Origin of the sequence: Alteromonas ponticola, from assembly GCF_012911815.1 — a bacterium.
GTDB classification, from domain to species: Bacteria; Pseudomonadota; Gammaproteobacteria; order Enterobacterales; family Alteromonadaceae; genus Alteromonas; species Alteromonas ponticola.
The window spans coordinates 127,378-153,943 of record NZ_JAATNW010000003.1 but is presented as its reverse complement, the minus strand read 5'-3'; the positions used below and the strand labels follow the sequence as shown (position 1 = coordinate 153,943).

Below are 26,566 nucleotides of genomic sequence, written 5' to 3'. Positions count from 1 at the left end.
TCAGAAATACATGTAATTGAGCAAGCTGATAACGATCGAACTGTACACCAGGGAGATTGGCAGCCCTATTTTAGTGAAATGGGTAAACTTGTAATCAGCTGCATTAAAGGCTAATAAGTTAGTTTGGTAACCATAGGGAGAAATAAAGCTGGCGCTGGCAGCAAACGCCACCGCTAAGGCAAAGGGCATGATAGGCGCGCCGATAATTTGCACCACGCCATAGGCAAATGGAAACATCAGTGCAGCCGCTGCGTTGTTGGTGACAAACTCAGTCAGCAACAATGTGACCACGTAAATTACCGCCAATGCTATCAACCAGTCAGTATCCGCAAGATAGGGCAGCAGTGCACTCGTACTGGCAGCAATAACGCCCGAATTTTCCAGCGCGGTTGCCAGGCTGAGCGCACCCACAATGACCACCATAAGGTTTAAGGGTAAATTGCGCTTAAGTTCGGTATTGGTCACCACTTTAAAGGCGACCAGCACAGCAGCAAAGAACATCAGGCCAATTCCTAACGGCACTAGGTTAATTGCGGACAAGCCCACAGTAATTAAAAAGCCACCCAGGGCAATCACTTCCTGATTTAAATTCAGGGGCCGTGCAATTTTCTGATTACTCAAAACAAAAAAGTTTTTCGTCAGATTATGGCGGGAGTGAAAGTCGGGGCCGGTTGCTAATAGCAGAAAATCACCGGCTTTCAGCTTAATTTCACCCAGCTTACCTGAAAGCTGCTCTCCGTCCCGTCGAATAGCGACTACTGCAGCATCAAACAATGCTCTGAAACCTAATGCTTTGATAGATTGTCCTATCACCTGTGCACGATTCGCAACCAGCACCTCAGTAAGGTTTTCACGCATAATACCGTCAGCTTCTGCAAACGTGGTGAGGCCGCGGATATGGCTCAGGTTATCAATCTTTTGTACATTCCCTGAGAAGATGAGCTTATCGCCTTCCTGGATTACGAGGTCGGGCGTAACAGGCGAAATCAACTGACCATCACGGACAATTTCAGCCAGAAATAATTCGGGCAGGTTACGTAAATGATTTTGCTCGACTGACTTGCCAACTAATTCCGAGTGGGGCTCTACTTCGGCTTCCAGAAAGTACTCTCTGAAGTTGCGTTGTTTATTCTCGATATTGGGCAACAGGGGCGTTAATAAAAACATCAATAGGCCACAACTTAACCCCGCCACTAATCCGTACAGGGTGAAGTCCCAGAAAGCGAAACCAGGATGCCCTTGCTCCTGCAAAAAACTGTCCACGATGAGGTTGGTAGACGTACCAATCAGGGTCACCGTTCCGCCCAGTATCGCCGCGTATGAAAGCGGAATAAGAAAGCGGGAAGCGGGGTGATACTGGTTTTGTTTTACCGGCCCAATTAAACTGGCAACAATAGCGGTGTTGTTCAACAGGGCAGATGAGAAAAAGGTCAGCCCGAACAGTCGCCAATATGAAGCACTAAAGCTTTGGGTAATAAGCTTGCGTCCTAACCGCTTAATCAGGGCGGTTTTATCAATAGCACTGCTGACAAGTAACAACAATACCAATGTAATCAAACCTTTATTGGTTAAATTGGAAAGAATATCTTCAAAGGTTAATTGTTGAGTTACGATTAAGCCGAGCATAGCTGCGGCGAAAATGGTAGAGGGGCGCTGGTTGGAGAAAATCAGCGCCAGAATGGTGCTGAGAAATACACTCAGCACCACTAACTGGCTCAGATCCATAGTTGTGAACTTCCTTTATGGTGGCTACTTGCTAATATCGATAGCGTTCCAATGCGGGAAGTGTTTACGTACTAGTGCATTGAATTCAAGTTCGAATTCAGAGTAGTGCGTAGAAGCGTGCTGTTGATCCTTGGATAACTCATCAATGATCATGCCTGCACCCACGGTACCATTAGTAAGACGATCGATGACGATAAACGCCCCTGTCGTTCTGTTTCTGGTGTAGGGGTCACACGCGACAGGTTGGGTAAACTTCAAATCAACTACGGCAATTTCATTCAAGTTCAGATGTAACGCGTCTTTTTTCTCTAGCGTATTCACATCGATTTGGTAATCAATATGCGCCACCGCGCCCGACGTCGTTTTGGTAGCAAACTTGAATGCATACTGCTTGTTAGGCATTAACGGTTCTTCAGACATCCACACTAAATGCGATTTAAACTGAGAAGATGACAACGGCAGGTTGTCAGATTTCACAATCATATCACCGCGTGAAATATCAATTTCGTCTTCAAGTGTCAGGGTTGTTGCCTGAGGTACATAGGCGCGCTCTTGCTCGCCGTCAAAGTTAACCACCGATTTAACTTTAGACTTTTTACCTGAGGGGAGGGCCGTGATCTCATCACCCGGTGCGATTTGGCCTGAAACCACCGTCCCCGCGAAGCCACGAAAATCCAGATTAGGACGGTTTACATATTGCACAGGGAAGCGGAAGTCATCGTGATTGTTATCTTCACCAATCTCAATGCTTTCTAGCAGCATCATGAGTGGCTCACCTTCAAACCAGGGAGTATGTTCGCTCTTGTTAACCACATTGTCACCCTCAAGGGCTGAAATAGGAACAAAGCGAATGTCAGGAATATCCAGATTTTTGGCAAATTCGAGATAATCCTCACGAATTTGATTATAGGTCTCTTCACTGTAGCCCATCAGATCCATCTTATTGATGGCCACTACCACGTGTTTGATCCCGAGCAGGTTAACCAAAAAAGAATGACGCTTGGTTTGCGTTTTTACACCACCGCGCGCATCTACCAGAATAATGGCGAGATCGCAGGTCGAGGCTCCGGTAACCATGTTGCGGGTATACTGCTCATGCCCTGGAGTATCGGCAATGATAAATTTACGCTTATCCGTTGAGAAGTAACGGTAGGCCACATCGATGGTGATACCCTGTTCGCGTTCTGACTGTAGTCCATCAACCAACAATGCCAGGTCCACCTTGTCACCGGTAGTGCCCATTTTTTTACTGTCTTTGGTAATGGCAGCCAACTGGTCTTCATAGATCATTTTGGAGTCGTGTAATAAACGACCAATTAACGTGCTTTTACCATCGTCAACACTGCCGCAGGTTAAAAAACGCAGTAGATCTTTTTGTTCATGTTGTTCCAAATAAGCAAGAACGTCTTCTTGCAACAAACTATTTTCACTATTCATGCTTATGCGCTCACTAAGAAAAAGGGATTTAATACAGACGATTTCTGGTTATAACTTAACGGTTCAGCGTCCGGATCTAATGGGTTGTCAGGGTCAAGTACGGTCACGTTCGCACCTGCTGCCAGCGCCACTGCATGCGCGGCGCCGGTGTCCCACTCGGAGGTGGGGCCCAGTCGGGGATATAGGTGAGCGTCACCACTGGCGACCAGACACAGCTTCAGCGAACTGCCCATGGCAACCAGCTCGGTTTCACCTTCCAGTTGCTCAAGTAAATTTTTAATTTCCGGACTTTGATGCGAACGGCTACCGACTACCTTCCATGTTTCGCCAGAGCGGTGCTGGCGCGCCGCAATCGGTTGTGTACCTGCGGCTGTTTCAATCCAGGCTCCTTTTCCCACAATACCTACATAGGCTTCTTTGCGGGCTGGGGCATAAACTACGCCCATGGTTGGTTTACCGTTATCAATTAACGCTATATTGACCGTAAACTCACCATTTTTCTTGATAAACTCTTTGGTACCATCAAGCGGGTCAACCAACCAGTACTGCTGCCAGGTCTGGCGCTCTTCCCAGTCAATGTCTGCCGATTCTTCTGACAGAATAGGTAAGTCGGACAGTTCTTTTAACTCTTTGACTATGCATTTATGCGCGGCCAGGTCAGCTTCTGTCAAAGGACTGGTATCCTGCTTTTCATAAATGTCAAAATCCTTCTCGTAAATGCCCATGATTTCGTTGCCTGCTTTTTTTGCAATGCGCAGAATCTGTTGGGCGAGAGGGTCAGGTAAGGTCATTACACAAGGCCTCTTTCGTTCAATAGTGAATATAAGCGTTCAGCGGTAGCTTCAGCACTTTCCTCTTTATAAGTTAAGTGAACTTCAGCGGCAGCCGGCGCTTCATAGGCTGAATCGATACCGGTAAAATCTTTGATATCACCGCTGCGCGCTTTTTTATAAAGCCCTTTCGGATCACGCTGCTCGCATATTTCTAAAGGCGTATCGACGAACACCTCAACAAACTCTCCTTTTTCAACCAGGTTGCGACAAAAATCGCGATCAGCCTGAAACGGAGAAATAAAAGCGGTCAACACGATGGTGCCTGAATCAACAAAGAGCTTAGCGACCTCACTGATACGGCGAATATTTTCCACCCGATCTTTATCACTGAAGCCGAGGTCACCACATAAACCATGTCTGATGTTGTCACCATCAAGCAAATAGGTGTGCCTACTTTGATCGTGAAGCTTTTTTTCGAGCAAGTTAGCCAAAGTAGATTTTCCCGAGCCACTCAGGCCGGTTAACCAGATCACGCGCGGGGTTTGCTTTAACGCCTCACTGCGGGTTTTTTTGGATACTTCGTGTTGATGCCACACGATATTGGTTTTCATTAGAAGTATCCTTCCATTTTTTTCTTCTCCATCGAACCAGCACTGTCGTGGTCTATCACGCGGCCCTGACGTTCAGATGTTTTAGTCAGCAACATTTCCTGAATAACTTCTGGCAAGGTAGCCGCCGTCGATTCCACTGCCCCGGTAAGTGGATAACAACCTAAGGTCCGGAAGCGAACTGACTTCATTTGTGGCGTCTCGCCTTCTTTTAAAGGCATGCGGTCATCATCTACCATAATCAACACACCATCACGCTCTACTACAGGACGTGGTTTCGCCAGGTACAATGATGGGATGTCGATATTTTCAAGGTAGATATACTGCCAGATATCCAGTTCAGTCCAGTTGGACATGGGGAAAACGCGAATACTTTCGCCCTTGTTCACCTGGGAGTTATAAATACTCCATAATTCGGGGCGCTGGTTTTTCGGATCCCAGCGGTGGTTGCTATCACGGAACGAGTAGACACGCTCCTTCGCGCGTGATTTTTCTTCATCGCGACGAGCACCACCAAAAGCCGCATCAAACTTGTATTTGTTCAACGCCTGCTTGAGCGATGCGGTTTTCATGATATCCGTGTGCTTGGCGCTACCGTGAGTAAAAGGACCAATTCCGGCTGCAACGCCTTCCTGATTGATATGAACAATCAGATCAAAGCCGTACTTCTCGGCCTGGCGGTCACGAAACTCAATCATCTCCTGAAATTTCCAGGTAGTATCGACGTGCATCAGAGGAAAGGGGATTTTCCCCGGTGCAAAAGCTTTACGTGCCAAATGCAATAATACCGAAGAATCCTTACCTACCGAATACAGCATAACCGGGTTATCAAACTCAGCGGCGACCTCACGGAAGATATGAATACTTTCGGCTTCGAGCTGTTTAAGATGCGTAATTGATGGAATTGTGTCAGTCATTTTCGAATCCGAATGAGAAAGTTATATGCTAAAGAATTATATGTATAGAACCCTAACATATTTAGGATCATTTTTACTATGCGATTTCGCTATTTCAAATAGCGCTCTTATTCCTTTAAGTCCAAAGACTACGGGCATAACACCAGTATACTCCGGACAAAAAAAAGCCGCGATATTTCGCGGCTGATTTTTATAGTTGAGATTTCAACTCTGCTTGAAATTTGTCGAAGGTGTCGGTGACACCTTCTCTTGGCTTGCCAAACTTGCTTAACACGAGAATAGTTAAACTGGACAACACAAAGCCAGGGACAATTTCATACATCCAGTTACTCAGCGATTGACCGTTGATTTCAACCGGCAGGTAAATCCACAGCAGAACAGTAACTGCGCCCACAACCATCCCCCCGAGGGCGGCTCTGCGCGTCATATCTCTGCGGAATAAGCTGAACAGCACCAGTGGGCCAAACGCTGCACCGAATCCGGCCCATGCATTGCTCACTAAATTTAAGATAGTTGAATCACGATCATAGGCTAAATAAATGGAAACAAGCGCAACGGCAACAACAGAAACGCGGCCCGCAATAACCAGTTCCATATCTGTTGCGTCTTTGCGTAAAAATGCCTGATAAAAGTCACTGGTTAACGAACTTGATGTGACTAACAGCTGCGATGAAATAGTACTCATAATAGCTGCCAGGATGGCGGCCAGTAAGAAGCCTCCAATTAGCGGGTGGAACAGTATTTGCGACAGATGGATAAATACCGTTTCAGGATCAATCTGAGTTTGCTGCATTGTGGTTACATAAGCCAGGCCAAACAACCCTGTCATCAACGCGCCGGTAATTGATACAATCATCCAGCTCATTCCAATATTACGTGCAGTGGAGATATCTTTTACTGAACGGATTGCCATGAACCTGACGATAATGTGGGGTTGACCAAAATAACCTAATCCCCACGCCATCAGCGATATTATTCCTATTGCGGTAAGGTGCTCCCCCTCAATCGCATCAACAAAAGGTTTTAACAGATCCGGATTGATATTTTCAATCGCCATAACCGCTTCGTTAAATCCACCCAGCTCCATCACCACTACCACGGGTACCATAACCAACGACACGAACATGATGCAGCCTTGCACAAAATCCGTCATGCTCACTGCCATAAAACCACCGACCAGTGTATAGGCCACTACCACCCCAGCGGTCACGTACAGGCCAATCTCGTAGCTTAAATTAAAAGAGGATTCAAACAGTTTGCCACCGGCGACCACACCAGATGAGGTGTAAAGTGTGAAGAATATAACGATAACCACGGAGGCTATTACACGCAGCACGCGAGAATTATCTGCAAAGCGGTTTTCAAAATAATCGGGCAGGGTGATAGAGTTGTTGGCCACTTCGGTATAAACCCGCAAACGTGGTGCCACCAGCAAATAGTTCGCCAGTGCCCCTAGTGTCAGGCCCACTGCTATCCATCCTGCGGATATACCGGAAACATACATTGCACCCGGTAGCCCCATCAACATCCAGCCACTCATGTCAGATGCACCGGCCGAAAGTGCTGTTACCGCAGGGCCTAACTGACGCCCACCCAACATATAGCCTTCAACATTGGTGTCGGTTTGCCGATAAGCGAACAAGCCGATGCCAAGCATCACCACAAAGTAAAGCCCTAACGAAATGATTGTACCTGTTGCCATAGCGTTATCCTTTTTTCTTTTAATGCTATCAGGAAGTGACAGAAGTCTCTATGGTGTGGACAAGATAGTTTTTTAAACAGTAAATTTAAGGCTTTGTTTAATTTTGCTTTCCAGCGACGATAGATCGGCATTCGTAGCTCCTATCACAACCACGTTACGGTTATCCATGGTCAGCAACGAACCTTTAAAATTGCCGTCTGAGAACTGTTCTGCAACGGCGCGGCGCTCGTTTTCAGGTAGGATAAACACTGATAGTGAGCCTTGTGCGGTGGACAATATCAGGTGCAATGCTTTGACAGCCCCCAGATAGCAATAGTTAGCCACTTCGACTTCTCCAATTTCCTGCTCAAAATGGCCACCAAAGCTGGCAAGTTTTGCATTTACCTTACCCAGGCCAGCAGGTTTGGTTGAATAGGATATTTCTTCAGTTGCATGTGACACGTGGGTCAGCAATTGTTTTTGCAAGTCTGCGTATAGCCATTGATCCCACAAGGTAAAGCTGATACCTGCAACCAACGCTATTGAAGCGGCAAAAGCAAACAGGCGACGTTTTTTTCGCTTCTCGTGCTTGTATTGCCTGACCCCCTGTTGCCAGATTAAGCGATGTACTAAATCATCTGGCACATCAATATCCACAGCTTTTTCGAGCTTTGCATTGAAGGCTTTAATCTCATTCCAGAATGCCTGTTTATTAGTGTCTGCCTCAGCTGCTGCAATAACCGCCTCATCAGTGGTATGAGGATCAGCATAGATACGACGTCTGAATTCTAACTCATCCATTTTTAGACCCTCTAAAACTTGCTTGATTATCTAGTGCTTCACGAATTTGATTTCTGGCTCTGAACAAACGGGTCATTACCGTGTTTTTGTTTAGATTAAGTTGCTGGGCAATTTCCTCGCCACTGAACCCGAAGATTAACTGCAGTACCAATGGCTCTCTGTATTCTGTGCTGAGTCCTGCCAGCAAACGTTGAATGTCGCGCTGCTGCATGGAGACTTGAACCGGCTCAATGTCATCTAACAACAATGCTTCGTCAATCTCAACCAGAGGTAGTTGTTTACGCTCAAATCTTCGTGCGTTTTCTCGTTTAAGAATGGTGATAAGCCACGATTTCGCCGCCTGTTCATCCTGTAACGCATCCAGCGATTTCCAGGCGCGCAGAAACGTCTCCTGCACGATGTCTTCCGCCACCGAGGTGTCTTTCACCAGCCAGACCGCATAGCGATAAATATCCGCGTGAAAAGCGTGAACCAGTGCTTCATAGCGTTGTTGTTTTGTCTTCATGTTTGATAAGACCAGTGTAAAAAGCTATTCATTTCACCTTCGCAAAAAAAAGCCCGACTAGTTGCCGGGCTTCATACTTTTTAGGCTTGTTTTACTTTTTTTATCCAACCGTTAATTTTCTCTTCAAGTATAGACAGAGGCACTGGACCATCTTTGAGAATTTCATCATGGAAGCCTTTATAATCGAACTTGTCGCCCAATTCGTCCATGGCTTTTTGGCGTAACTCCATAATCTTAAGCTTACCGATCATGTAGGCTGTTGCCTGACCCGGCATAGCAATGTAGCGTTCAATCGCTTTGACCGCGTCTGCTTCTGGGTTTGGTGTATTTTCAATGAGGTAATCAATGGCTTTTTCACGAGACCATTGTTTTGAGTGAATACCTGTATCGACCACTAAACGACAGGCCCGCCACAACTCCATGGCCAGACGCCCAAAATCAGAGTAGGGGTCTTTATAGAAGCCCATATCTTTGGCTAGCTCTTCTGAATATAAGCCCCAGCCTTCTGTGTAGGCGGTTTCGCTCAGGAATTTCTGAAACTGCGGTACGCTATCCAGTTCTTGAGCGATGGCGCGTTGCATATGGTGACCGGGAATACCTTCATGATAGGCGAGGGCTTCCAGCTGGTAGGTTGGCATCGAACGCATGTCGTACAAATTAGCATAATAGATACCCGGACGACTCCCATCCTGCGCAGGGCTTTGATAGAAGGCTTTACCGGCAGACTCTTCGCGGAACGCTTCAACACGTTTAACCACCATGTCGGCTTCCGGGATCAGGCCAAAATACTCAGGAATGGCTTCACGCATTTCATCCACTGCTCTTTTCGCCTCGTCCATGTATTTTTGACGACCCTCATCGGTATTAGCATAGTAAAACTGATCATCGTTACGCATGAATTCGAAAAATTCCTGCAGGGTACCGTCAAATTCGACCTGCTTCATGATGTCTTTCATTGCGTTGTGAATACGCTCAACATTCTCACGTCCAATATTGTGGACTTCATCTGCAGTCAAATCCGTAGAGGTAAACCAGGCTAAACGATTATCGTACCACTTGTCTCCTTCCGGCAAACGCCATACACCGTCACCGTCTGGCGTTAACTCTCTCTGGTGTTTTAATTCAGCGATTAAATTTTCATAGGCGGGTCTGACAGAAGTCAGAAGTGCCGCTTTTGCTTCTTCAAGCAATACTTGCTTGTCAGTTTCATCAATCTCAAGAGCGTTAACTTTATTCTGGAAGTCTTCCCAGATTGAAGAGGTTTCGTCGGAGGTGTCAAAAGGCGCGCCGGAAATGACATTTTCTGATGCCTGTATCATCTGATCGTAGGACCATTTAGGCGGAAAAACTTTCTTCTCTTCACGCAGTTTCATTTGGTCAATAACCTGATCAAAGAAAGTATCCACCTTATCAAGACGACTGATGTACGCCTGTGCATCAGATTTGTTGGTTACGCTATGAATGTTAATCAGAAAGCTGGGCACCATGGTATGGGCTGCTCTGAACTGATGTACGACATAATAATGATGACGGAACTGGTCGTTTTTAAGTTGTTTTTCAATTTGATCACGGTACAAACGCAGGCTAAGTTTTTCTTGTTCAGATAACTTTTCCGTATCAAAATTATCTAGCTCTTCAAGACGATTTTTTGCAATCGCAATTTGCTCATCCTGGCGCTCTTCACTGACATCGTCCCATTCGCCATACTGCTCGCCCTTAATCCCCAAGTAACTTTGGAACAACGGTGAGCGATCCAGGTCTTGTTGGAAGGTGCGTTCAAAAAACGCGTCTAGTCGTTCCGATTCTGATTTTTGCGTAGACTCAGTTGCCAGATCAGCCGCGGTAGTTTGTGTGGTCGTTTCAGGGGCCGGCGAACATGCCATTAGCCCTGAAATCAGCATTGCCATTGGCGTTAATTTGCAAATTTGCTTTTTCATCTTCTCTCCTGTTTAAACGGGTATATTCCATCGTTTTATTTGTCGGTAAGACATTATTGTGGATAGAGTGCGGGTAAGGCCGCTTTACTCCCTGTCTTCTTTTTTTTGAACTGTTTGTGCAGCGTAACAACTTGTTCAGTAAACGCCTGGCGGTCCCAGCCTGATGCATCATTACCGTATTTGATCGCAAAAAGCGTGTCGATGTAGGGCTGAAAAACCTGTGATCCCGACCAGTCAGACGGTGCTTTTACGTGATAAGGCGCGAAAGTGTTTAGCCATGCCATTAACGACTGATAAATCGGTGCTGCATCGCCTGATTTAACGGTCTGCAATAAGTGCTTATACGCTTGTTCACTGTTGGGTGACACCAAGGTACGAGGAGGCATATATTGGGAGGTTGAAGCCGCTTTAAGTCGACGGTACTTCCACCAGGTGATGGCCCAGCCTGCCATCGTGATACCCAGAAGTGTCATTAACGTGATAACCACTGTCACATTCAGGTGACTGACAGCGTTTGTGTCGGGGCGACTATTTGCTGGTGCTTGCAGGGTTGATTCCGGTTGGGGGTGAGTCGTCGGAGGCGATACGACTGTACCGGCCGCGGCCGGCTGGATAGTGATGGTTCGCGCAGGTAGTGTGGCATATTCAGTTTGTTCAGTTAGCACATTAAACCAGGGGACCGTCACTTCGGGTAACACAAAATCCCCGGCTTGGGTGGGGATCACCGCGAGCGACTCTTTACGTTGCGCGATCAGCGTGTTGTTTTTGTCCACGGTTGCCGTTACGGCTTGATCGGGATAGAGTTTAAAATGCGGAGGATATGACTGGGGCAACTCAGGAAGCTGCTCTTCAACCAGTCCGACAGCAGTCAGACTGATGGTGCGTGTTATGGGCTCACCCACCACAAAGTCGTCAGATTGCCATTCTTCATCTAAACGCACGAACTCACTTGGCAACCAGTGATAGTCAATCCCTTCGGGCTTTGCTTTGACCTGAATATCGATATCTGCGCCGATGCGATTGACTTCCTGCGTTCTGTTAAAGAATCCAAATCGCTGATTCGAATTTGCAGCAAGCACTTCACCACTAAAGACAGGGCCGCGAATAGTGAAATCACCGGATTGTTGAGGGATCACCGCAAAGGTTCGCTCGATTACCTGGTAGCGTCGGCCATTGATAATATCGGAATATTGCTTGTCGTCGCCAAGTTGTTTGATTTGCGCCTTAGCCAACGTGGGGGCGTCAAGGCTGCCTCGCTCGATATTGGTAGCCAGAAAAAGTTTAACGGTATAGCGAATTTGCTGGTGCAAATAAACCGAGTTAGCATCAACGTCGGTGGTAACATAATAATCGCGGGCGGGTTGGGTCTCATCTTGCTTCACCGCAACGACTTCAATTTCGATAGGGGCGGTTTGTTTGCCAGCAATGGTGAACGAGGGGATAGCAAACTTGCCTTTACCTCGTGGAAATAAAGTTGTCGTCCAGGTGGTTGTTCTGGTGGTGTCAAAATTGACGATTGAGGTTTTGCTGCTGACAGATGTTCTGCCTACTACAAAATCGCTTAACAGCGGCGAACTATCAAATGCCTCCCTTTGTACATCGCCATAAGCGGTGACGGACAACATAATCGCTTCATCGAGCATCACCGGATTTTTATCTACTGACGCTTCCACTTTGTCTACGTCAGCGAAGACTTCTAAAGAAAAAGCTACGCTTAACAGCGCCGCATACAACCATTTCATTACCAATCTCTCCGATTTGCAGGCAATCGATCTCGCTGCCTTCGTTGTGCTTCCAGTTGCATTTTTCGTTTTAATAAATAGGCCGGGTCATCAGGAATACGCCGTTTGATATTTTCCAATCGCTGTTTTTCTTCATCGCTCAGTGCATCGGATTGGGCGGTAGGTATTGCCTGTTCGCTTTTTTCCGAGCGCTCCGTCTCACCGTCTGATTGTTCTGATTGTTGCGGCTCAGCAGACTGTTGTTGCTGGTTTACCTGTTGCTGCTTAGATTCTGATTGTTGCGATTCATTTTGGTGCTGCTCATCACTTTGTGAGGGTGGTGATGTATCCTGCTGTCGTTGAGAAGGCTTCGAAGAGTCGTTCTCATCAGTTTGTTGACTATTTTCTTGTTGGTCTTTTGACTGCTGCTGGTCTTGTTTATTTTGTTGATCTTCCTGCTGTTGCTGCGGGTTTTCTTTTTGCTGCTGCTGCTCTTGCTCTTGTTGTTTTTTCATCGCTTCGAGCAACGCCTTGTTGTTGGCGGCGTCTTTATGATCGGGTTGTTGAGTGAGAGCTTGCGCATATTTCTCGATGGCTTTATCCAGCTCACCGAGTTGAGCCAGACTGTTTCCCTGATTGTATAAACCTTCAGCTGAATTGTCCTGAGAAAAAGCCTGTAAAGCCTCTTCGTATTCCCCGGCTTTGTAATGCGCGGCACCTTTCCAGGCAGCAGATTCAAACTCGCTGGCAGCCTGCGAATAGGCATCATTTTGAAACGCCGCTAATCCGCGCTGGTCACGATTAGCGAACGGTGCGCTATACCAGGGAGACTGACTACCTTCACCGGACTCTTCCTGCTGTGCTGACACCGGAGCAGGCGTTGAGATCATTAGTGAGAATGCGAAGCAGGCTACCAGACCGCGTCTGAATCCATAACATGCCAACGGCAGTAGCAGTAAAACAAGGTAGGGGCCAAACTCACGCCACTTGTCGCCGGCGGTGTTTTTATTATCTTCCGTTGCTTTTTGTTGTGGCCTGTCGATGGCTGCCAGCAGAGCCTCAATGTCGCCGTCTGTAGTGGTTAAGGGGGTATAAATACCATTGCCTGCCTGGGCAATTGCACGCAACGGGGCGTCGTTCAGCTTAGCGATGACGATGCTGCCGTCAGCCTCTTTAAGTAATTCACCGTTGAGTTGTTTGATTGGCGCGCCCGAAGGGGTTCCAACGCCTAACAGATTGACTTCATAAGGTTGCTCGTTGAGGTAATTTTGTAGCTCTTTGGTTTGTGAGAATTCGATTTCATCGGTAAACCAGTAAATATGACCTTTTTGATAACCCGCATTGGCCAAAAGCTCTGCAGCACTCTTAATACCAAGAAAGGGATCACTACCTGGAACCGGCATAATTTCTGGGCTTAGGCTGGGAATTAAAGCCGTTAAGTTGGCCGCATCGGTGGTTAACGGACTGATGGTGAACGCATCGCCAGCATAGGCAACCAAACCCATCTCTCCTTCGCCAGTGGCGTTAACCAAATCCATCGCTTTGTATTTGGCGCGAGTCAATCTGTCAGGCGTCAAATCGGTTGCGCGCATGGAAAGCGACATATCCATCACAATAACGTGGCCAGCTTTAACTTGAAAAACCGGTTGTGGCAGCTTTTCCCAAGTGGGTCCGGCAAGCGCTGTTACGGCAAGTATCCAGCCCACTGCAAGCATCCAGAATGGTGGCCGGGATACGGCTTTACCCTGTTCGGTAACCATAAAACGGTACAGATGACTGGCAACAATACTCTGCCAGCCGGAATGTCGATTAACCCGTTGCTTGATCAGCCAATACAGCAGAATAAGGGGGATAAGGGCTACAAACCAGAGCGGACGTAGAAAATGAAACTGTTCGATAAATGCCATAGTGTAACTCGTTATCTCTGAGTCGCTTTGTGTGCGATATCGCTACGCCGGAACCACATTTGTTGACTTAGCATAACCAGTACAGACAAAGCGGTTAGCAATAACGCAATGGTTAATGGATAAAAATACAGCGCAGTAAGGGGGCGCATTTTTTGCTCATTGCCTTCAATTGGTTCAAGCTCGTCCAGAATAGTGTAAATATCGTTAAGTTCGGCAGCGTCGCGTGCTCTAAAGTATTTACCTCCTGTAGATTCCGCTAAATCACTCAACATCGATTCATCCAGATCCTGCGAAGGGTTAACCCTTCGACTGCCAAAGAAATTTTGAATCAGCATTTCATCTGCACCAACACCAATGGTGTAAATGGTGGTATTACTGGCCATGGCTAATTCTTTTGCCTGGGCCGGAGTAATGTTGCCGGCAGTATTTTGGCCGTCAGTCAGTAAAATGACCACTCGGTTGGTGTCTGCTTTTTGGTCAAACCGTTTTACCGCCAACCCGACGGCATCTCCGATGGCAGTTTGCTCTCCAATTAATCCAATCACGGCTTCATTAAGCAAGGTAGATACGGTTTCTCGATCGTAAGTTAACGGTGCCTGTATATAGGCCGTATCGGCAAATAGGATGAGGCCAAGGCGGTCGCCAATACGGCGCTGGATAAAATCATCCAGCACCGATTTAATCATGGTCAGACGATTAACCTGCTGCCCGTTTATCTGCATATCGTCAATTTTCATGCTACCCGACAGGTCGACTGCCAACATCAGTTCACGCCCTTTGGAAGGAATACTGACCGGTTCGCCTAGCCAGCGTGGTTGCGCTGCAGCAATAACCAGCGCGATCCACGCCAGCGCGTTGATTACTAACACACCTCTATGGCTTCTCTGTAGCTTTTCTGGTGTGGCGTGATGTGGCATCAAACTTGGCACCTTCAGTGCTGCAAAGTCGGTTTGATTGAGTGCAGGCAGCAACCAACGCACAATTATTGGTAATGGCAACATCAATAAAACCCACCACCACGCAAAATCAAGCATTTACAGCCTCCGTATGTTCCAGCGAGGCCGTTTTAGAAAAGCGCGCGTTTTTGAGCCAGCTTAAACAGGCCTTCTGACACAAATCAAATTGTTTACTATTTAGTGGTTGTGGTTTGTAGAGCGCTTGCTGCAGCTTATCCAGGCCAGTTTCGGTAGGTTTGTATTTGCTTTTTGGTGCCAGACAACTAATTAAAAACTGTTGCCAGCGCTGGCCGTACAAAGGCGCTATCTGCTTAGAGTCAAAATAATGACTGGCGGTGCGCTTAAGAATAGCGTTTTGTTGCTGAGCCCAATCTGGTTGGCTGGGCTGTAGTGCATTAATTTCTGTGATGGCCTGGCGTCGCGCCTGAAAAAAACGATGCCGTTTATAAAGCCAGACTACCATTGCCGCCGCGCTGACCATTGCTACCACAATGACTACCCACCATCCCCATGCAAGCGGCCAGGCACTGACGTCATCCGGAATATGGATGTCGCGCAATTGCGCTAATGGGTTGGATGAGGATTGCGCTTGCATCAGACTGCTCTCATGCTGAATTGAACCAGCTGTTTATCTAATTCGAAACCGGCACTTACTGAATGATAGCGAATTTTGTTTTGCTTGAAAAAATGCTGTAGACGTTCATTTTCGAGAGTACGCCAGTTTTGATACTGCTCATTTGTCTGGCGATCACCCAACATCCAGTGTTGCTCGTCTGTACCATTCGTGACCTTTACCATTTGCTTACTCTTTATATGTGGCAGGCTCAATTCGATTGGGTCATAAATATTTACTGCGTGTATTTCGCAATGTCTAGCCGCCGATACGAGATGCGATTGCGCCGCCTCTGTCAAATGGGCAAAGTCAGAAATAAAATAAATCAAGCTGCCCGGCTTAACCACACGTCTCAGGCGCAAACATGCCTGTTCGAGCACATCATCCGCTGAAGATTCAGGTACATAACGTAATGCGTTTGTTTGCATTGCAATCAATTCATGGCAAACAGAGAGCACCGCCCGTTTACGCGACATGGGCTTGCACTCGCGGTGCGACCTGTCATCAAACAATAATGCGCCCACTTTGTCACCTCGCGCGATAGCAGACCAGGAAAGCAGCGAGACCAAATGGGATGCCTGAACCGATTTAAGCATTAACTGAGTGCCAAACTGCATGGAAGAAGAGAAATCACAACACAGGAAAACCGGCCGTTCGCGTTCTTCACGGTAAACCTTGGTATGCGTCTTTCCCGTGCGAGCAGTCACGCGCCAATCGATGGCTCTGATGTCGTCGCCCGGTAAGTAATGCCTCGCTTCATCAAATTCCATTCCCCGGCCTTTATCGCGAGACAAATATTGTCCCGAAAGCCGGGCTTGTAATGATTTGCGCGGGCTTAAATCGATGAGGCGGGTAAGTTGCTGGTATCGCAACAGTTCGGCCACACTTAAATGGATTCCGTCCGATTGTAACTGTGATAATGATGATGCTACTTGTTGCATGATCCGATTCAAGGTACCGCGACCAGCTTGAGAATATTATCCAACACGTCTTTAACGGTGATACCCTCAGCCTCAGCCTGGTAGGACATGACTATCCTGTGTCTTAGTACGTTATGCATTACCGCCTGAATGTCATCAGGACCGACAAATTCTCTTCCCGCCAACCAGGCATGGGCTCTTGCACAACGATCCAAGGCGATAGTAGCACGAGGGCTGGCACCAAACTCTATCCACGATGCCATTTTTTGATCAAATTTTTCCGGTGTACGTGTGGCCATGATTAATTGCACAATGTACTTTTCCAGCTCGGGTGCCATGTGCAACGCCAACGAGGCTTTCCGCGCCGAAAAAATAGCTTCCTGAGATAATACCGCAGGCGCTTCAGAAGGCGTATACAATTCTTCCTGGCGGGTTAATTGCAGAATGCTTAATTCAGTCTCTGCGTCAGGATAGGCAATTTCCACGTGCATTAAAAAACGGTCAAGCTGTGCTTCCGGGAGAGGGTAGGTGCCTTCCTGCTCCAACGGGTTCTGTGTTGCCATGACTAGAAACAAAGGTGACAGGGGGTACGTTTTGTTTCCTACCGTGATTTGACGCTCAGCCATGGCTTCCAGTAAAGCAGATTGAACCTTGGCGGGCGCGCGGTTAATTTCATCGGCCAGTACCAAGTTATGAAACAGAGGGCCTTTTTGGAAAACAAACTCGCCCGTTTCGGGCCGGTAAATATCGGTACCTGTTAAATCAGCCGGTAACAGGTCAGGAGTAAATTGCACGCGATGAAAATCACCATCCATACCATTGGCTAAGGCATTAACTGCTCTGGTTTTTGCCAGCCCTGGAGGGCCTTCTACCAATAGGTGCCCATCCGCTAACAATGCGATCAACAAGCTGCGAGTAAGTTGACTCTGTCCGATAATTTGCGTGTCTAAATAAGCGTGTAATTGCTTAAACTGCTCTGCTGCCATAGCGTTGATACATCCGATTATAATTGTGATGGGTAATCATATAAGGCCTGAAAAAGTAACTTCAAGACTTAAATGAAATTGATTCTATAGGACAACGTAAATAAGAAATTTAAAAATCGAGAGGCGGTCGATTTCCGTAGACAAAAGGCACTTTCCATTAAATTACATTGATAACTTGTCATCCAATTTAATTTTCTTTCCAGCATTAACGCGTGGTTAAGGTGAATTTGCAACATTAGGGCATTTGAGCAGATATTTGCTATTTTGTTCAATGTTTGTAAAAATCTTGCTTATTACAGGTCAGACCACTTTATGTGGCATTAATTCAGGTGCAATATGTCAACTAAACAAGTCGTTACTACACGTTCAGGCGATCGAATCGCGATCGTAGCTGGCTTACGAACGCCATTCGCTAAAATGGCTACTTACTTTCACGGTGTACCCGCTGTCGATTTGGGCAAGATGGTGGTGAATGAGCTATTAATCCGTCATGGCGTAGCGCCCGATATGGTCGATCAGGTGGTCTACGGTCAGGTGGTGCAGATGCCCGAAGCCCCAAACATCGCGCGCGAAATTGTATTGGGCACTGGCATGAATGTGCATACTGACGCATACAGCGTATCCAGAGCCTGCGCGACCAGTTTCCAGTCCACCGTCAATATTGCAGAAAGTATGATGGCAGGAAATATTGAGATTGGTGTGGCAGGGGGAGCCGACTCTACCTCCGTATCACCCATCGGGGTCTCTAAAAAATTAGCGAGGGCGTTGGTTGATTTGCAAAAAGCCAAGACCATGGGACAAAAGTGGAACATCTTTAAAAAGCTTGGCTTAAAAGATTTATTGCCGGTGCCGCCGGCAGTGGCAGAATATTCTACCGGTTTATCTATGGGGCAGACTGCTGAACAAATGGCAAAGAGCCATAACATAAGTCGTGAAGAGCAGGATAAACTAGCTCATCGCTCACACAGTCTGGCAGCGCAGAGCTGGGAAGAGGGTAAACTGAAAGAAGAAGTGATGACCGCTTATGCGGAGCCTTTCAAATCGGCATTTGAGCGTGATAATAACGTGCGTTTCGATTCCAAACTGGAAGGGTATGCAAAGCTACGTCCTGTATTCGATAAAAAGTACGGCAGCGTCACCGCAGCCAATGCTACCCCCCTAACTGATGGGGCTTCTGCAGTACTGATGATGACGGAAAGTAAGGCAAAAGCGCTGGGTTATAAGCCTCTTGGCTTCATAAAGAGCTACGCGTTTTCTGCTATTGATGTATGGGAAGACATGCTGATGGGACCGTCTTATGCCACCCCTATCGCCCTGGACAGGGCAGGGATGTCACTTAACGATTTAACGCTGATTGAAATGCATGAAGCATTCGCGGCACAAACATTAGCCAATATCAAAATGTTTGCCAGTGATAAGTTTGCCCAGGAAAAATTGGGGCGCAGCAAAGCGACCGGCGAAATCGACATGGATAAGTTTAACGTTATGGGCAGTTCAATTGCCTATGGTCACCCTTTTGCCGCAACTGGAACGCGCATGATTACGCAAATGCTGAATGAATTGAACCGTCGTGGCGGTGGAACCGGTCTGCTAACGGCTTGTGCGGCAGGTGGCTTAGGTGCAGCAATGATTGTGGAGACAGAATAATGGCTGAGCAGGAAAATAAAACGATGACCAACAACGCCGCTGAAAAGCAAAGTGCATTTACATTGACTCGCCAGGACAATGGTATTGCCATTCTGACCATGGACGTGCCGGGGGAGTCGATGAATACCCTCAAAAAAGAATTCGGCGACGAAATCAATGCCGTATTGGATGAAATTGAAAGCGATAGTTCCATCAAGGGCGTGGTGCTGACCAGCGGTAAGAAAAATTCCTTTGTTGCAGGGGCGGATATTTCAATGCTGGCTGCGTGTGAAACTCAGGACGATGCGCAGGCCTTAGCTGAGGGCGGTCAGGCTGTTTTTGATCGCATTGAGCGTTTGCGCCCTACAGTAGTCGCAGCAATTCACGGCCCAGCACTGGGCGGCGGGCTTGAATTGGCGCTGGCATGTCATTACCGGGTATGCAGTGATTCGGATGCCACGCAAGTCGGGCTGCCGGAAGTGCAGTTAGGTTTACTGCCCGGTAGTGGCGGCACGCAGCGTTTGCCACGCCTGATTGGTATTCAGCAGGCGATGAAAATGATGCTTACCGGATCGTCAGCAAGAGCTAAACAAGCAAAGAAGTATGGGATAGTGGATGAGGTTGTCCCACAAAGTGTGTTGTTGGATGTGGCCAAAAAGTTCGCAGCTAAGAAAAAGCCTGAACGCAGCGCGCCCCAAAAAGGCATTTTGAATAAAGCTCTTGAAAAAACCGGCTTCGGGCGCGACTTTATGTTTAAAAAGGCGCGCCAGCAAACTCTGGCTAAGACCAAAGGCAACTACCCCGCCCCGGAGAAAATCATTAATGTGATTGAAGAGGGGATGAAAAAAGGTATGCGCGCAGGCCTGGCCGCTGAAGCAAAAGCGTTCGGTCAACTGGTAATGACACCGGAATCCTACCAGTTACGTCAGATCTTCTTCGCCACCACCGAAATGAAAAAAGAAGAAGGGGTTAAAGGCGTCGCGCCTGGCAAGGTCAGAAAGACCAGTATTCTTGGTGGAGGATTAATGGGCGGGGGCATCGCGTATGTCACCGCAACAAAAGCAAAGGTTCCGGCACGTATAAAAGACATTCGCGCCGAAGGGATCGCCCATGCAATGCAATACAGTTACGATCTTCTAAACAAGAAAGTAAAACGCAAGTTTATGCGACAGTCTGAAATGCAAAAGCAAATGTCGTTGCTGACAGGTACGCTGGACTATCGTGGCATGCAGGATTCGGATATCGTCATAGAAGCGGTGTTTGAAGATGTTAACCTAAAACAGCAGATGGTGGCTGATGTTGAGGCAAACTGCAAAGCAGAGACGATATTTGCTTCCAATACCTCCTCTATTCCTATCGAACTGATTGCGGCCAAGGCGCAGCGTCCCGAGAATGTGATCGGTTTGCATTACTTTTCTCCGGTAGACAAGATGCCATTGGCTGAAGTCATTGCGCATGAAAAAACGTCGGATCAAACCATCTCTACTACCGTTGAGTTCGCGCGCAAACAAGGCAAGACGCCAGTAGTGGTTAAAGACGGTGCAGGTTTTTACGTGAATCGTATTTTGGCGCCTTATATGAATGAAGCGGCAAATTTAATCCTGGCGGGTGAACCTATCGAGCATATCGATAAGTCGCTAGTAAAGTTTGGCTTCCCAGTGGGACCCGTCAAGTTGCTGGATGAAGTGGGTATAGATGTAGGCACGAAGATCATACCCATTTTGGTCGATGCCTTTGGCGACAGATTTGTCGCACCTGATGCATTTGATAAAGTGCTTGAAGATGGGCGTAAGGGGAAAAAGAATGGCAAAGGCTTCTATTCGTATGAAGGCGATAAGCCTGGGAAGGAAGTGGATGAGTCTATTTATTCGTTACTCAACGTGTCACCTTCATCATCGTTAAGTCAAAAAGAAATTGCTGAGCGATGTGTCCTGATGATGTTAAATGAAGCTGCACGTTGTCTTGATGAAGGCGTAATCAGAAACCCGCGTGACGGCGATATTGGCGCGATCTTCGGTATTGGCTTCCCGCCATTCCTCGGAGGGCCTTTCAGGTACATGGATTCGCTGGGGATTCAACATGTTGTCAATCGTTTGACACATTTTAGCGAAACCGTAGGTAGTAAGTTTGCTCCCGCTGAAGTGTTACAGAAAATGGCAGAGAATAAGCAAACATTTTATTAGTTTGTAATTAAAATGTTAAAAAACCGCGCCTGGCGCGGTTTTTTTATGCGAGTTAGCCATAATCACTAGAATGTCTGCATGAAATGTGTACAATCTGCCCCTCGAAAATATGAGAATGATTTTTCGTGGCTCCGCATTATGGGGTTGCTTTCCAAACGAGGTTTGAATGATTGCACTTTTATTGGTTTCTGTTGTAAGTAGCCTGTTTTTTTACGTTGAAGCGTTTAAGTCAGGTATGAAAGCAAAAGTGTGGGCAGCTGCAGGCTTCGTAATCGGTCCCTTCCTCCTGCCCATGTTCACTATCAGCCGTCATGTAGCGATGAGAAAGGCTGTAGGGTTTAATAACCTTTATTTGAGGGCATAAAAAAAGAGGCAAATTTGCCTCTTTTCTTTATTAATTTTGCTGTCGAAAACTAACGTTTTCCTATTTTGTTGGACTTTGGTTTAAACGCTTGAGTTTCAGTCGACTCTTGCTTTTTTAATGGGGCATTTTGAACACCTTCCTGATTTTCAGCTACAGGTGTTGATGTGGTTAATGCTAAGGCTACCGCGTACGCTTTCAACATGATTAAAACCTCTGATTTTTATTTTGAACTAAACAAACACCGACTGTCATAAACCTGTCGGATGAATTTATTTAAGCTAAAAGCGTGCCAAAATAATATTTCAGTGTTCTCGTTGTAACTAACTAAGCTACCAGCATGATGAGCAAAGAAGGAAAACTGTCTGACTAAATGGAAGTTTGCCCAATTAAATGATGAAGCTGCTGATTTTCGCGTAAAAGCTTTTCGAAGCGTTCAGCATTCAGAGGTTTGCTGTATAGATAGCCTTGGATCATTTCACACTCGTAACGACGAAGAATGCTAAGCTGCTTCTCCTGTTCTACACCTTCTGCCACTACTTTGAGGCCAAGATTGTGCGCGATATTAATAATGGCGGCAGCCATATGCCGGTCGACACTGCTCTCAGCGATGTCATCGATAAAGGCCTTATCAATTTTAAGTGTGTTGAGGGGGAACCGCTTCAAATATGCAAGAGACGAATACCCTGTACCAAAATCGTCCAGTGCCAAATGGATACCGCGTTCACGCAGACGCTCCATCATTTGAAGACCCTGCTCTGGATTTTCCATCAGTGTACCTTCGGTTATCTCACACTCCAAATGAAGCGGTGACAAACCAATCTCATTGAGAACACGATTGATGCGATCGTCCAGGTCCGGCAGTTCAAATTGTTTCGCAGAAATATTGACGGCAACGCGGCCGCTGAATATGCCGGCATTGACCCAGCGTTTAGTATCGGCGATGGCTTTACGCAACACTATCTCACCAATGTCAATAATCTGACCTGTCTGTTCAGCAAGGGGAATAAACTGTCCGGGACTGACTATGCCCTTGTGGGGATGCTCAAAGCGCACCAGAGCTTCCATACTGACCAGCTTACCCGTGGTAATGTCCACTTTTGGTTGATAGTAAACGGTAAATAGATCATCTTTAATGCCCTGACGAATTAAATTCTCAATTTGCAGTTGACGCACTGCATTCTGGTTCATTTCACCACTAAAGAACTGGTAGCTGTTACCACCATTATTTTTTGCAAAATACATCGCGGTATCAGCATTCTTTAGGATTTCCTGCGGAGTATTGCCGTCATCCGGGTAGAACGCAATACCAATACTGGCACCTAACACAAACTCCTGCTTATTAATAATAAATGGCCGGGACAATGAATCTAGTACGCTTTGCGCATAGTGTGTAATGGTGTGGATATCCGACGTATCTTCCATCAACACACTGAATTCATCGCCACCCAGGCGATAGCAGGTGGCGTCGTTACCGGTAATACGTTGCAGGCGCTTAGCAATCTGTTTGATTAATATATCGCCTGTTTGATGACCTAAGGAGTCGTTAATCTTTTTAAAATTATCCATATCCAGGCAGAGCAGGGCATGGGGCTCTGTTCGACGCACCAGATTCTGATGACTGGCCTGGAAAAATGAACGATTAGGCAGATCGGTGAGCGGGTCCGTATTAGCCAGTTTCAACAACTCTTTTTCGGTACTCTTACGTGAAGTAATGTCGGAGAATACGCCCACAAAGTGGCTAATCTTGCCATCTTCATCATGCACTGCATCCAGGTTTAACTCCATCTCGTAGCGTTCACCGTTGACGCGCACAGATTCTACTTCACCGAACCAGTTGCCTTTGCTTTTCAATGTTTTTTTGATTTCTTCGGTAAAGGCCTCGGGGTATTGATGAAAATACATGTAGCTGGCCAAAGCCTGGTTTCTGGTTTCGCCGGTATATTCGCAATAGGCCGCATTAACAGAAATAAACTTAAAATTGGTATCGGTAATGAAAACCCCTTCAGAGATGTTCTCAATGGAGCGCTTGAACAGATTCAACTGTTCTTCAGCCTGTTTCAAGTGATTAATATTTTTAAGCGTACCTGTCATCCGCATGGGTTGATTGTTGTGGTCACGCTTGACAACCTTTCCTCTGTCGAGGATCCAAATCCACTGATTTTTAAACGTTTTTGCGCGATAGGTTAATTCATAGTAGTCAGATTTGTCTTCCAAGTGAGCTTTAAGGGCCTCTTGAACTCGGAGAATATCATTCTGATGAATGTTGGCGTCATAGGCACTATGAGCGCGTATGTTATCTTGTGGGAAGTCAAGGGTGCCCCAAGTGTTTGAACGGAAAACTTGCCCTCTATAAATATCCCAATCCCATAATTCATCACCACTACCCCAAAGCGTTAACTTCAGGCGTTCCTCAGACTCTTTAATTGAGAGTTGAGACGTTTTACGAATTTGATACTGCCGGGTGACATATGTGATCACGAATGTTATTGCTATAAGGTAAAAAATGATTGCTGCATTATGCAACCAAGGGGGTCTACCAACATTAATAACTAACGCTCTAGATTCAGACCAATCTTTTCCCGGTTCCATAACTTGCACTTCGAATTTGTAATCTCCAAAGCTCAAACCATTATATGACGCGAGTCTAATCTTAGTAGGTAAGAGATCTGGGGACTGCCAGTCATCTTCTAAACCGCTAAGCTTCCAACGGTATTTTAATAACGAATCTCTTATAGGATTAATTTGACCGAAATAAATGTTGATAGACGAATTATGCGTAATTGAAATTTCTTGTATTAAGTGAAAAGGTAGAGAAGCGATTTGACTATCGTTTTCACTAGGAACATGAGCTCCATAAATTTTTAAATCTAATATTTGAGGTTTTCTTGTATGGGCTAATTCAGCTGACTTCTGATAACTATATTGGTCAAAAAGCTGTGAAAATCCGCGTTCGCCACCGAAAAATAATCTACCGTCAGAAGTCTTTAAAACTGAATCTTCATTTAAAGCATTATAATTTAATTGCTCTAAGGAAATGAATTCCGCTTTCTCCAATTGTGGTAATTTGACCTCCTGAATTCCATTGGAGTTTGCGTACCAAATAGAATTATCTTTCCCAATTGAAGAAAAAATCAGACCACCCTCGATACTGCTTCCTTCTATTGCGGAAATATTTAAATTACTTTTATCAATCTTTATAACACCATTTGATGTGGTAGTGGCCCAGTAAAAATCGTCCCACTCGTATACGTTAAATACGGTTGAAGGTAAACCATCAGATTTCGAAATTACTGTTTCGACCTGGTTTTTTTTAATGTTGAATAGTAAAATTTCACCATCGCGGATAAGCCAAAGTCTGTTATCTCTGTCTAAATAAATTGGCCTTTTCTCTGAGTTAAGATCTCCTAATGAGAAGTGCTTAACCCTTTTTTCTTCAGTTATCATTGGGTTGGTTGAAATGGAGGTAAGTCCATTTTCAGATGACCATGTCCAAATTCGTTCACCGTCGAAGTAAAAGTTTGAAACGAACTCTCTTGGTAGATAGTGGTTTATTAGTTCTAAACCATTGGTCTTTAACTTATATTTAAAAATTCCATTTGACGATGCAAGCCAAAATTGGTCATGACGATCGATTGCTAAGTCCCAAAAAGATAGTTGTGTTTCCTCCAAAAAATAATCAAACACGCCGTCATTTTCATCAAATCGTGCCAGACCATTTTCTTGTGTAGCAAACCATATATTTTTTTTCCTATCTTCTGCCAGAGCCCACACAATATTTCCCTGCTCTGAATCATTTCGATTAGTAAATAGTTTGTGTATATTGAGAACAGGATGGTAATGAAACAATCCCATATACGTTCCTACCCACACCCCATTGGTACTATCATCGAAGATATTTAAGATGTAACTATGATTTAAACCTGACACCTCTCCACTTTCCGCTGTAAGGCTCGTTATTTGGTTAGTGTCGAACGAAAAAATACTTAAACTATTTTGAGTTCCTATCCAAACTTCCTCATTTACATATTGAATAGAAGTAAATTCTGCGTTTTGAAAGACGGTATGGGATTCTTCATCAATTCTATCAATCGTGTTTCCATCATTGTCGATACGTAAAATTGAAGACTTTGACAACAACCAATACTCACCATTAATTACCTGGAGATCGATAATTCTTTTTTCTTTTATATTGAAGTTCCAAGGGTTCACTTTATCAAGAGAAAACAAGACGTTTTCTGATTTTTCATACAGAAACAAACCGTCATTTTCAGTACCAATCCAAGTGCGAGCCTTTTCATCTCGTATAAGATTCACATTATTCGGTAATTTAAAGTTTGCTGAAAATTGACTTAAAGTTCCTGTAGACTTTTTATACTCATAAATGTTCCTGTGACTGCTAACTAAAATGGAGCCTTCGACGCTTTCAGCTATGGAAAGAATTTCGTTATCTTTTAGAACAGAATTTTCTTTATTAAATACAGTAAAATTTTCTTCGGTCGAATTAAATTTAGCTAATCCATCGTGGGATGCTATCCAAAGTTCGCCATCTGATGAAACGAACAATTTTGTTATGAGACCTGCGGGAATTGAATTAGAGTCTGCATCTGAAGGGTAGAACGGTTTAACACTATATCCATCGTATCTATTTAAGCCATTTGTTGTGGCAAACCATAAAAAACCGTGTTTGTCTTCGGCGATATCGAGGATGGTTAAACTGGAAAGTCCGTCTTTGCGGGAGAGTTCGGTGAAATGGATGTCAGTAATCGAAATCGCCTGAGCCGCCATTGAGGCAATCAGACAGATCAAACAAATTGTACTTAACACTAAACGATTTAAAGTCGCGCGCACCCACATACCTTTGGCTTTTTGCCTTATTTTTATAATTTAAGTTTGCTTGCGGTTGCAT

General features: G+C 45.8%; 19 protein-coding genes. 2 read left to right on the top strand and 17 right to left on the bottom strand.

Annotated features, from left to right (window positions below; translation table 11 throughout):
- The 15 genes from HCJ96_RS05580 to HCJ96_RS05510 form a co-directional block, all read right to left on the bottom strand.
- The gene (locus tag HCJ96_RS05580) at positions 1–1,725 is read right to left on the bottom strand and encodes an SLC13 family permease (RefSeq protein WP_169210058.1); all 1,725 of its coding nucleotides are present in this window, start codon (positions 1,723–1,725) and stop codon (positions 1–3) included.
- Positions 1,726–1,749: 24 nt separating this feature from the next.
- Positions 1,750–3,162: a sulfate adenylyltransferase subunit CysN gene (gene cysN / locus HCJ96_RS05575; RefSeq protein WP_169210057.1), complete on the bottom strand. Its 1,413-nt coding sequence runs from the start codon at positions 3,160–3,162 to the stop codon at positions 1,750–1,752.
- A gap of 2 nt (positions 3,163–3,164) precedes the next feature.
- The gene (gene cysQ, locus HCJ96_RS05570; RefSeq protein ID WP_169210056.1) at positions 3,165–3,953 is read right to left on the bottom strand and encodes a 3'(2'),5'-bisphosphate nucleotidase CysQ; all 789 of its coding nucleotides are present in this window, start codon (positions 3,951–3,953) and stop codon (positions 3,165–3,167) included.
- Positions 3,953–4,546: an adenylyl-sulfate kinase gene (cysC, locus tag HCJ96_RS05565; RefSeq protein WP_169210055.1), complete on the bottom strand. Its 594-nt coding sequence runs from the start codon at positions 4,544–4,546 to the stop codon at positions 3,953–3,955. The genes cysQ and cysC overlap by 1 nt, the downstream gene beginning before the upstream one ends.
- Positions 4,546–5,460: a sulfate adenylyltransferase subunit CysD gene (gene cysD, locus HCJ96_RS05560; RefSeq protein ID WP_169210054.1), complete on the bottom strand. Its 915-nt coding sequence runs from the start codon at positions 5,458–5,460 to the stop codon at positions 4,546–4,548. Before cysD ends, cysC begins: the two co-directional genes overlap by 1 nt.
- Before the next feature lie 190 nt (positions 5,461–5,650).
- A complete protein-coding gene (gene putP, locus HCJ96_RS05555) occupies positions 5,651–7,162 on the bottom strand; it encodes a sodium/proline symporter PutP (protein ID WP_169210053.1) in 1,512 nt (503 codons plus the stop codon).
- A gap of 72 nt (positions 7,163–7,234) precedes the next feature.
- Entirely contained in the window at positions 7,235–7,942 is a 708-nt protein-coding gene (locus HCJ96_RS05550; protein WP_169210052.1) for a DUF3379 family protein, read from the bottom strand.
- Complete coding sequence (locus HCJ96_RS05545) at positions 7,935–8,447, bottom strand: sigma-70 family RNA polymerase sigma factor (RefSeq protein ID WP_169210051.1); 513 nt, start codon at positions 8,445–8,447, stop codon at positions 7,935–7,937. The genes HCJ96_RS05550 and HCJ96_RS05545 overlap by 8 nt, the downstream gene beginning before the upstream one ends.
- 80 nt (positions 8,448–8,527) lie before the next feature.
- Positions 8,528–10,384, bottom strand: a complete 1,857-nt coding sequence (locus HCJ96_RS05540; RefSeq protein ID WP_169210050.1) for a DUF885 domain-containing protein — start codon at positions 10,382–10,384, stop codon at positions 8,528–8,530.
- A gap of 53 nt (positions 10,385–10,437) precedes the next feature.
- Positions 10,438–12,126, bottom strand: coding sequence for a BatD family protein (locus tag HCJ96_RS05535; RefSeq protein ID WP_169210049.1), 1,689 nt, complete (start codon positions 12,124–12,126; stop codon positions 10,438–10,440).
- The gene (locus tag HCJ96_RS05530; protein WP_169210048.1) at positions 12,126–14,012 is read right to left on the bottom strand and encodes a vWA domain-containing protein; all 1,887 of its coding nucleotides are present in this window, start codon (positions 14,010–14,012) and stop codon (positions 12,126–12,128) included. Before HCJ96_RS05530 ends, HCJ96_RS05535 begins: the two co-directional genes overlap by 1 nt.
- An 11-nt stretch (positions 14,013–14,023) precedes the next feature.
- Complete coding sequence (locus tag HCJ96_RS05525; RefSeq protein WP_169210047.1) at positions 14,024–15,046, bottom strand: vWA domain-containing protein; 1,023 nt, start codon at positions 15,044–15,046, stop codon at positions 14,024–14,026.
- Positions 15,039–15,563 (bottom strand): DUF4381 domain-containing protein, encoded by a 525-nt coding sequence (locus HCJ96_RS05520; protein WP_169210046.1) that lies wholly within the window; start codon positions 15,561–15,563, stop codon positions 15,039–15,041. Before HCJ96_RS05520 ends, HCJ96_RS05525 begins: the two co-directional genes overlap by 8 nt.
- A complete protein-coding gene (locus HCJ96_RS05515; RefSeq protein WP_169210045.1) occupies positions 15,563–16,522 on the bottom strand; it encodes a DUF58 domain-containing protein in 960 nt (319 codons plus the stop codon). Before HCJ96_RS05515 ends, HCJ96_RS05520 begins: the two co-directional genes overlap by 1 nt.
- Positions 16,523–16,530: 8 nt before the next feature.
- Positions 16,531–17,487 carry an AAA family ATPase gene (locus tag HCJ96_RS05510; protein WP_169210044.1) on the bottom strand — a complete coding sequence of 319 codons (957 nt, stop codon included), beginning with the start codon at positions 17,485–17,487 and terminating at the stop codon, positions 16,531–16,533.
- Positions 17,488–17,823: 336 nt separating this feature from the next.
- Between HCJ96_RS05510 and fadI the strand changes: the two genes are divergently transcribed.
- Positions 17,824–19,134: an acetyl-CoA C-acyltransferase FadI gene (fadI, locus tag HCJ96_RS05505; RefSeq protein ID WP_169210043.1), complete on the top strand. Its 1,311-nt coding sequence runs from the start codon at positions 17,824–17,826 to the stop codon at positions 19,132–19,134.
- Entirely contained in the window at positions 19,134–21,296 is a 2,163-nt protein-coding gene (gene fadJ / locus HCJ96_RS05500) for a fatty acid oxidation complex subunit alpha FadJ (RefSeq protein WP_425483732.1), read from the top strand. The genes fadI and fadJ overlap by 1 nt, the downstream gene beginning before the upstream one ends.
- A gap of 413 nt (positions 21,297–21,709) precedes the next feature.
- Here the strand turns inward: fadJ and HCJ96_RS05495 are convergent, their stop codons facing one another.
- Together HCJ96_RS05495 and HCJ96_RS05490 are read right to left on the bottom strand one after the other, a co-directional pair.
- Positions 21,710–21,862, bottom strand: a complete 153-nt coding sequence (locus tag HCJ96_RS05495) for a hypothetical protein (RefSeq protein ID WP_169210042.1) — start codon at positions 21,860–21,862, stop codon at positions 21,710–21,712.
- Between the two features lie 164 nt (positions 21,863–22,026).
- Positions 22,027–26,514 (bottom strand): EAL domain-containing protein, encoded by a 4,488-nt coding sequence (locus HCJ96_RS05490; RefSeq protein WP_169210041.1) that lies wholly within the window; start codon positions 26,512–26,514, stop codon positions 22,027–22,029.
- Positions 26,515–26,566 lie beyond the last annotated feature (52 nt).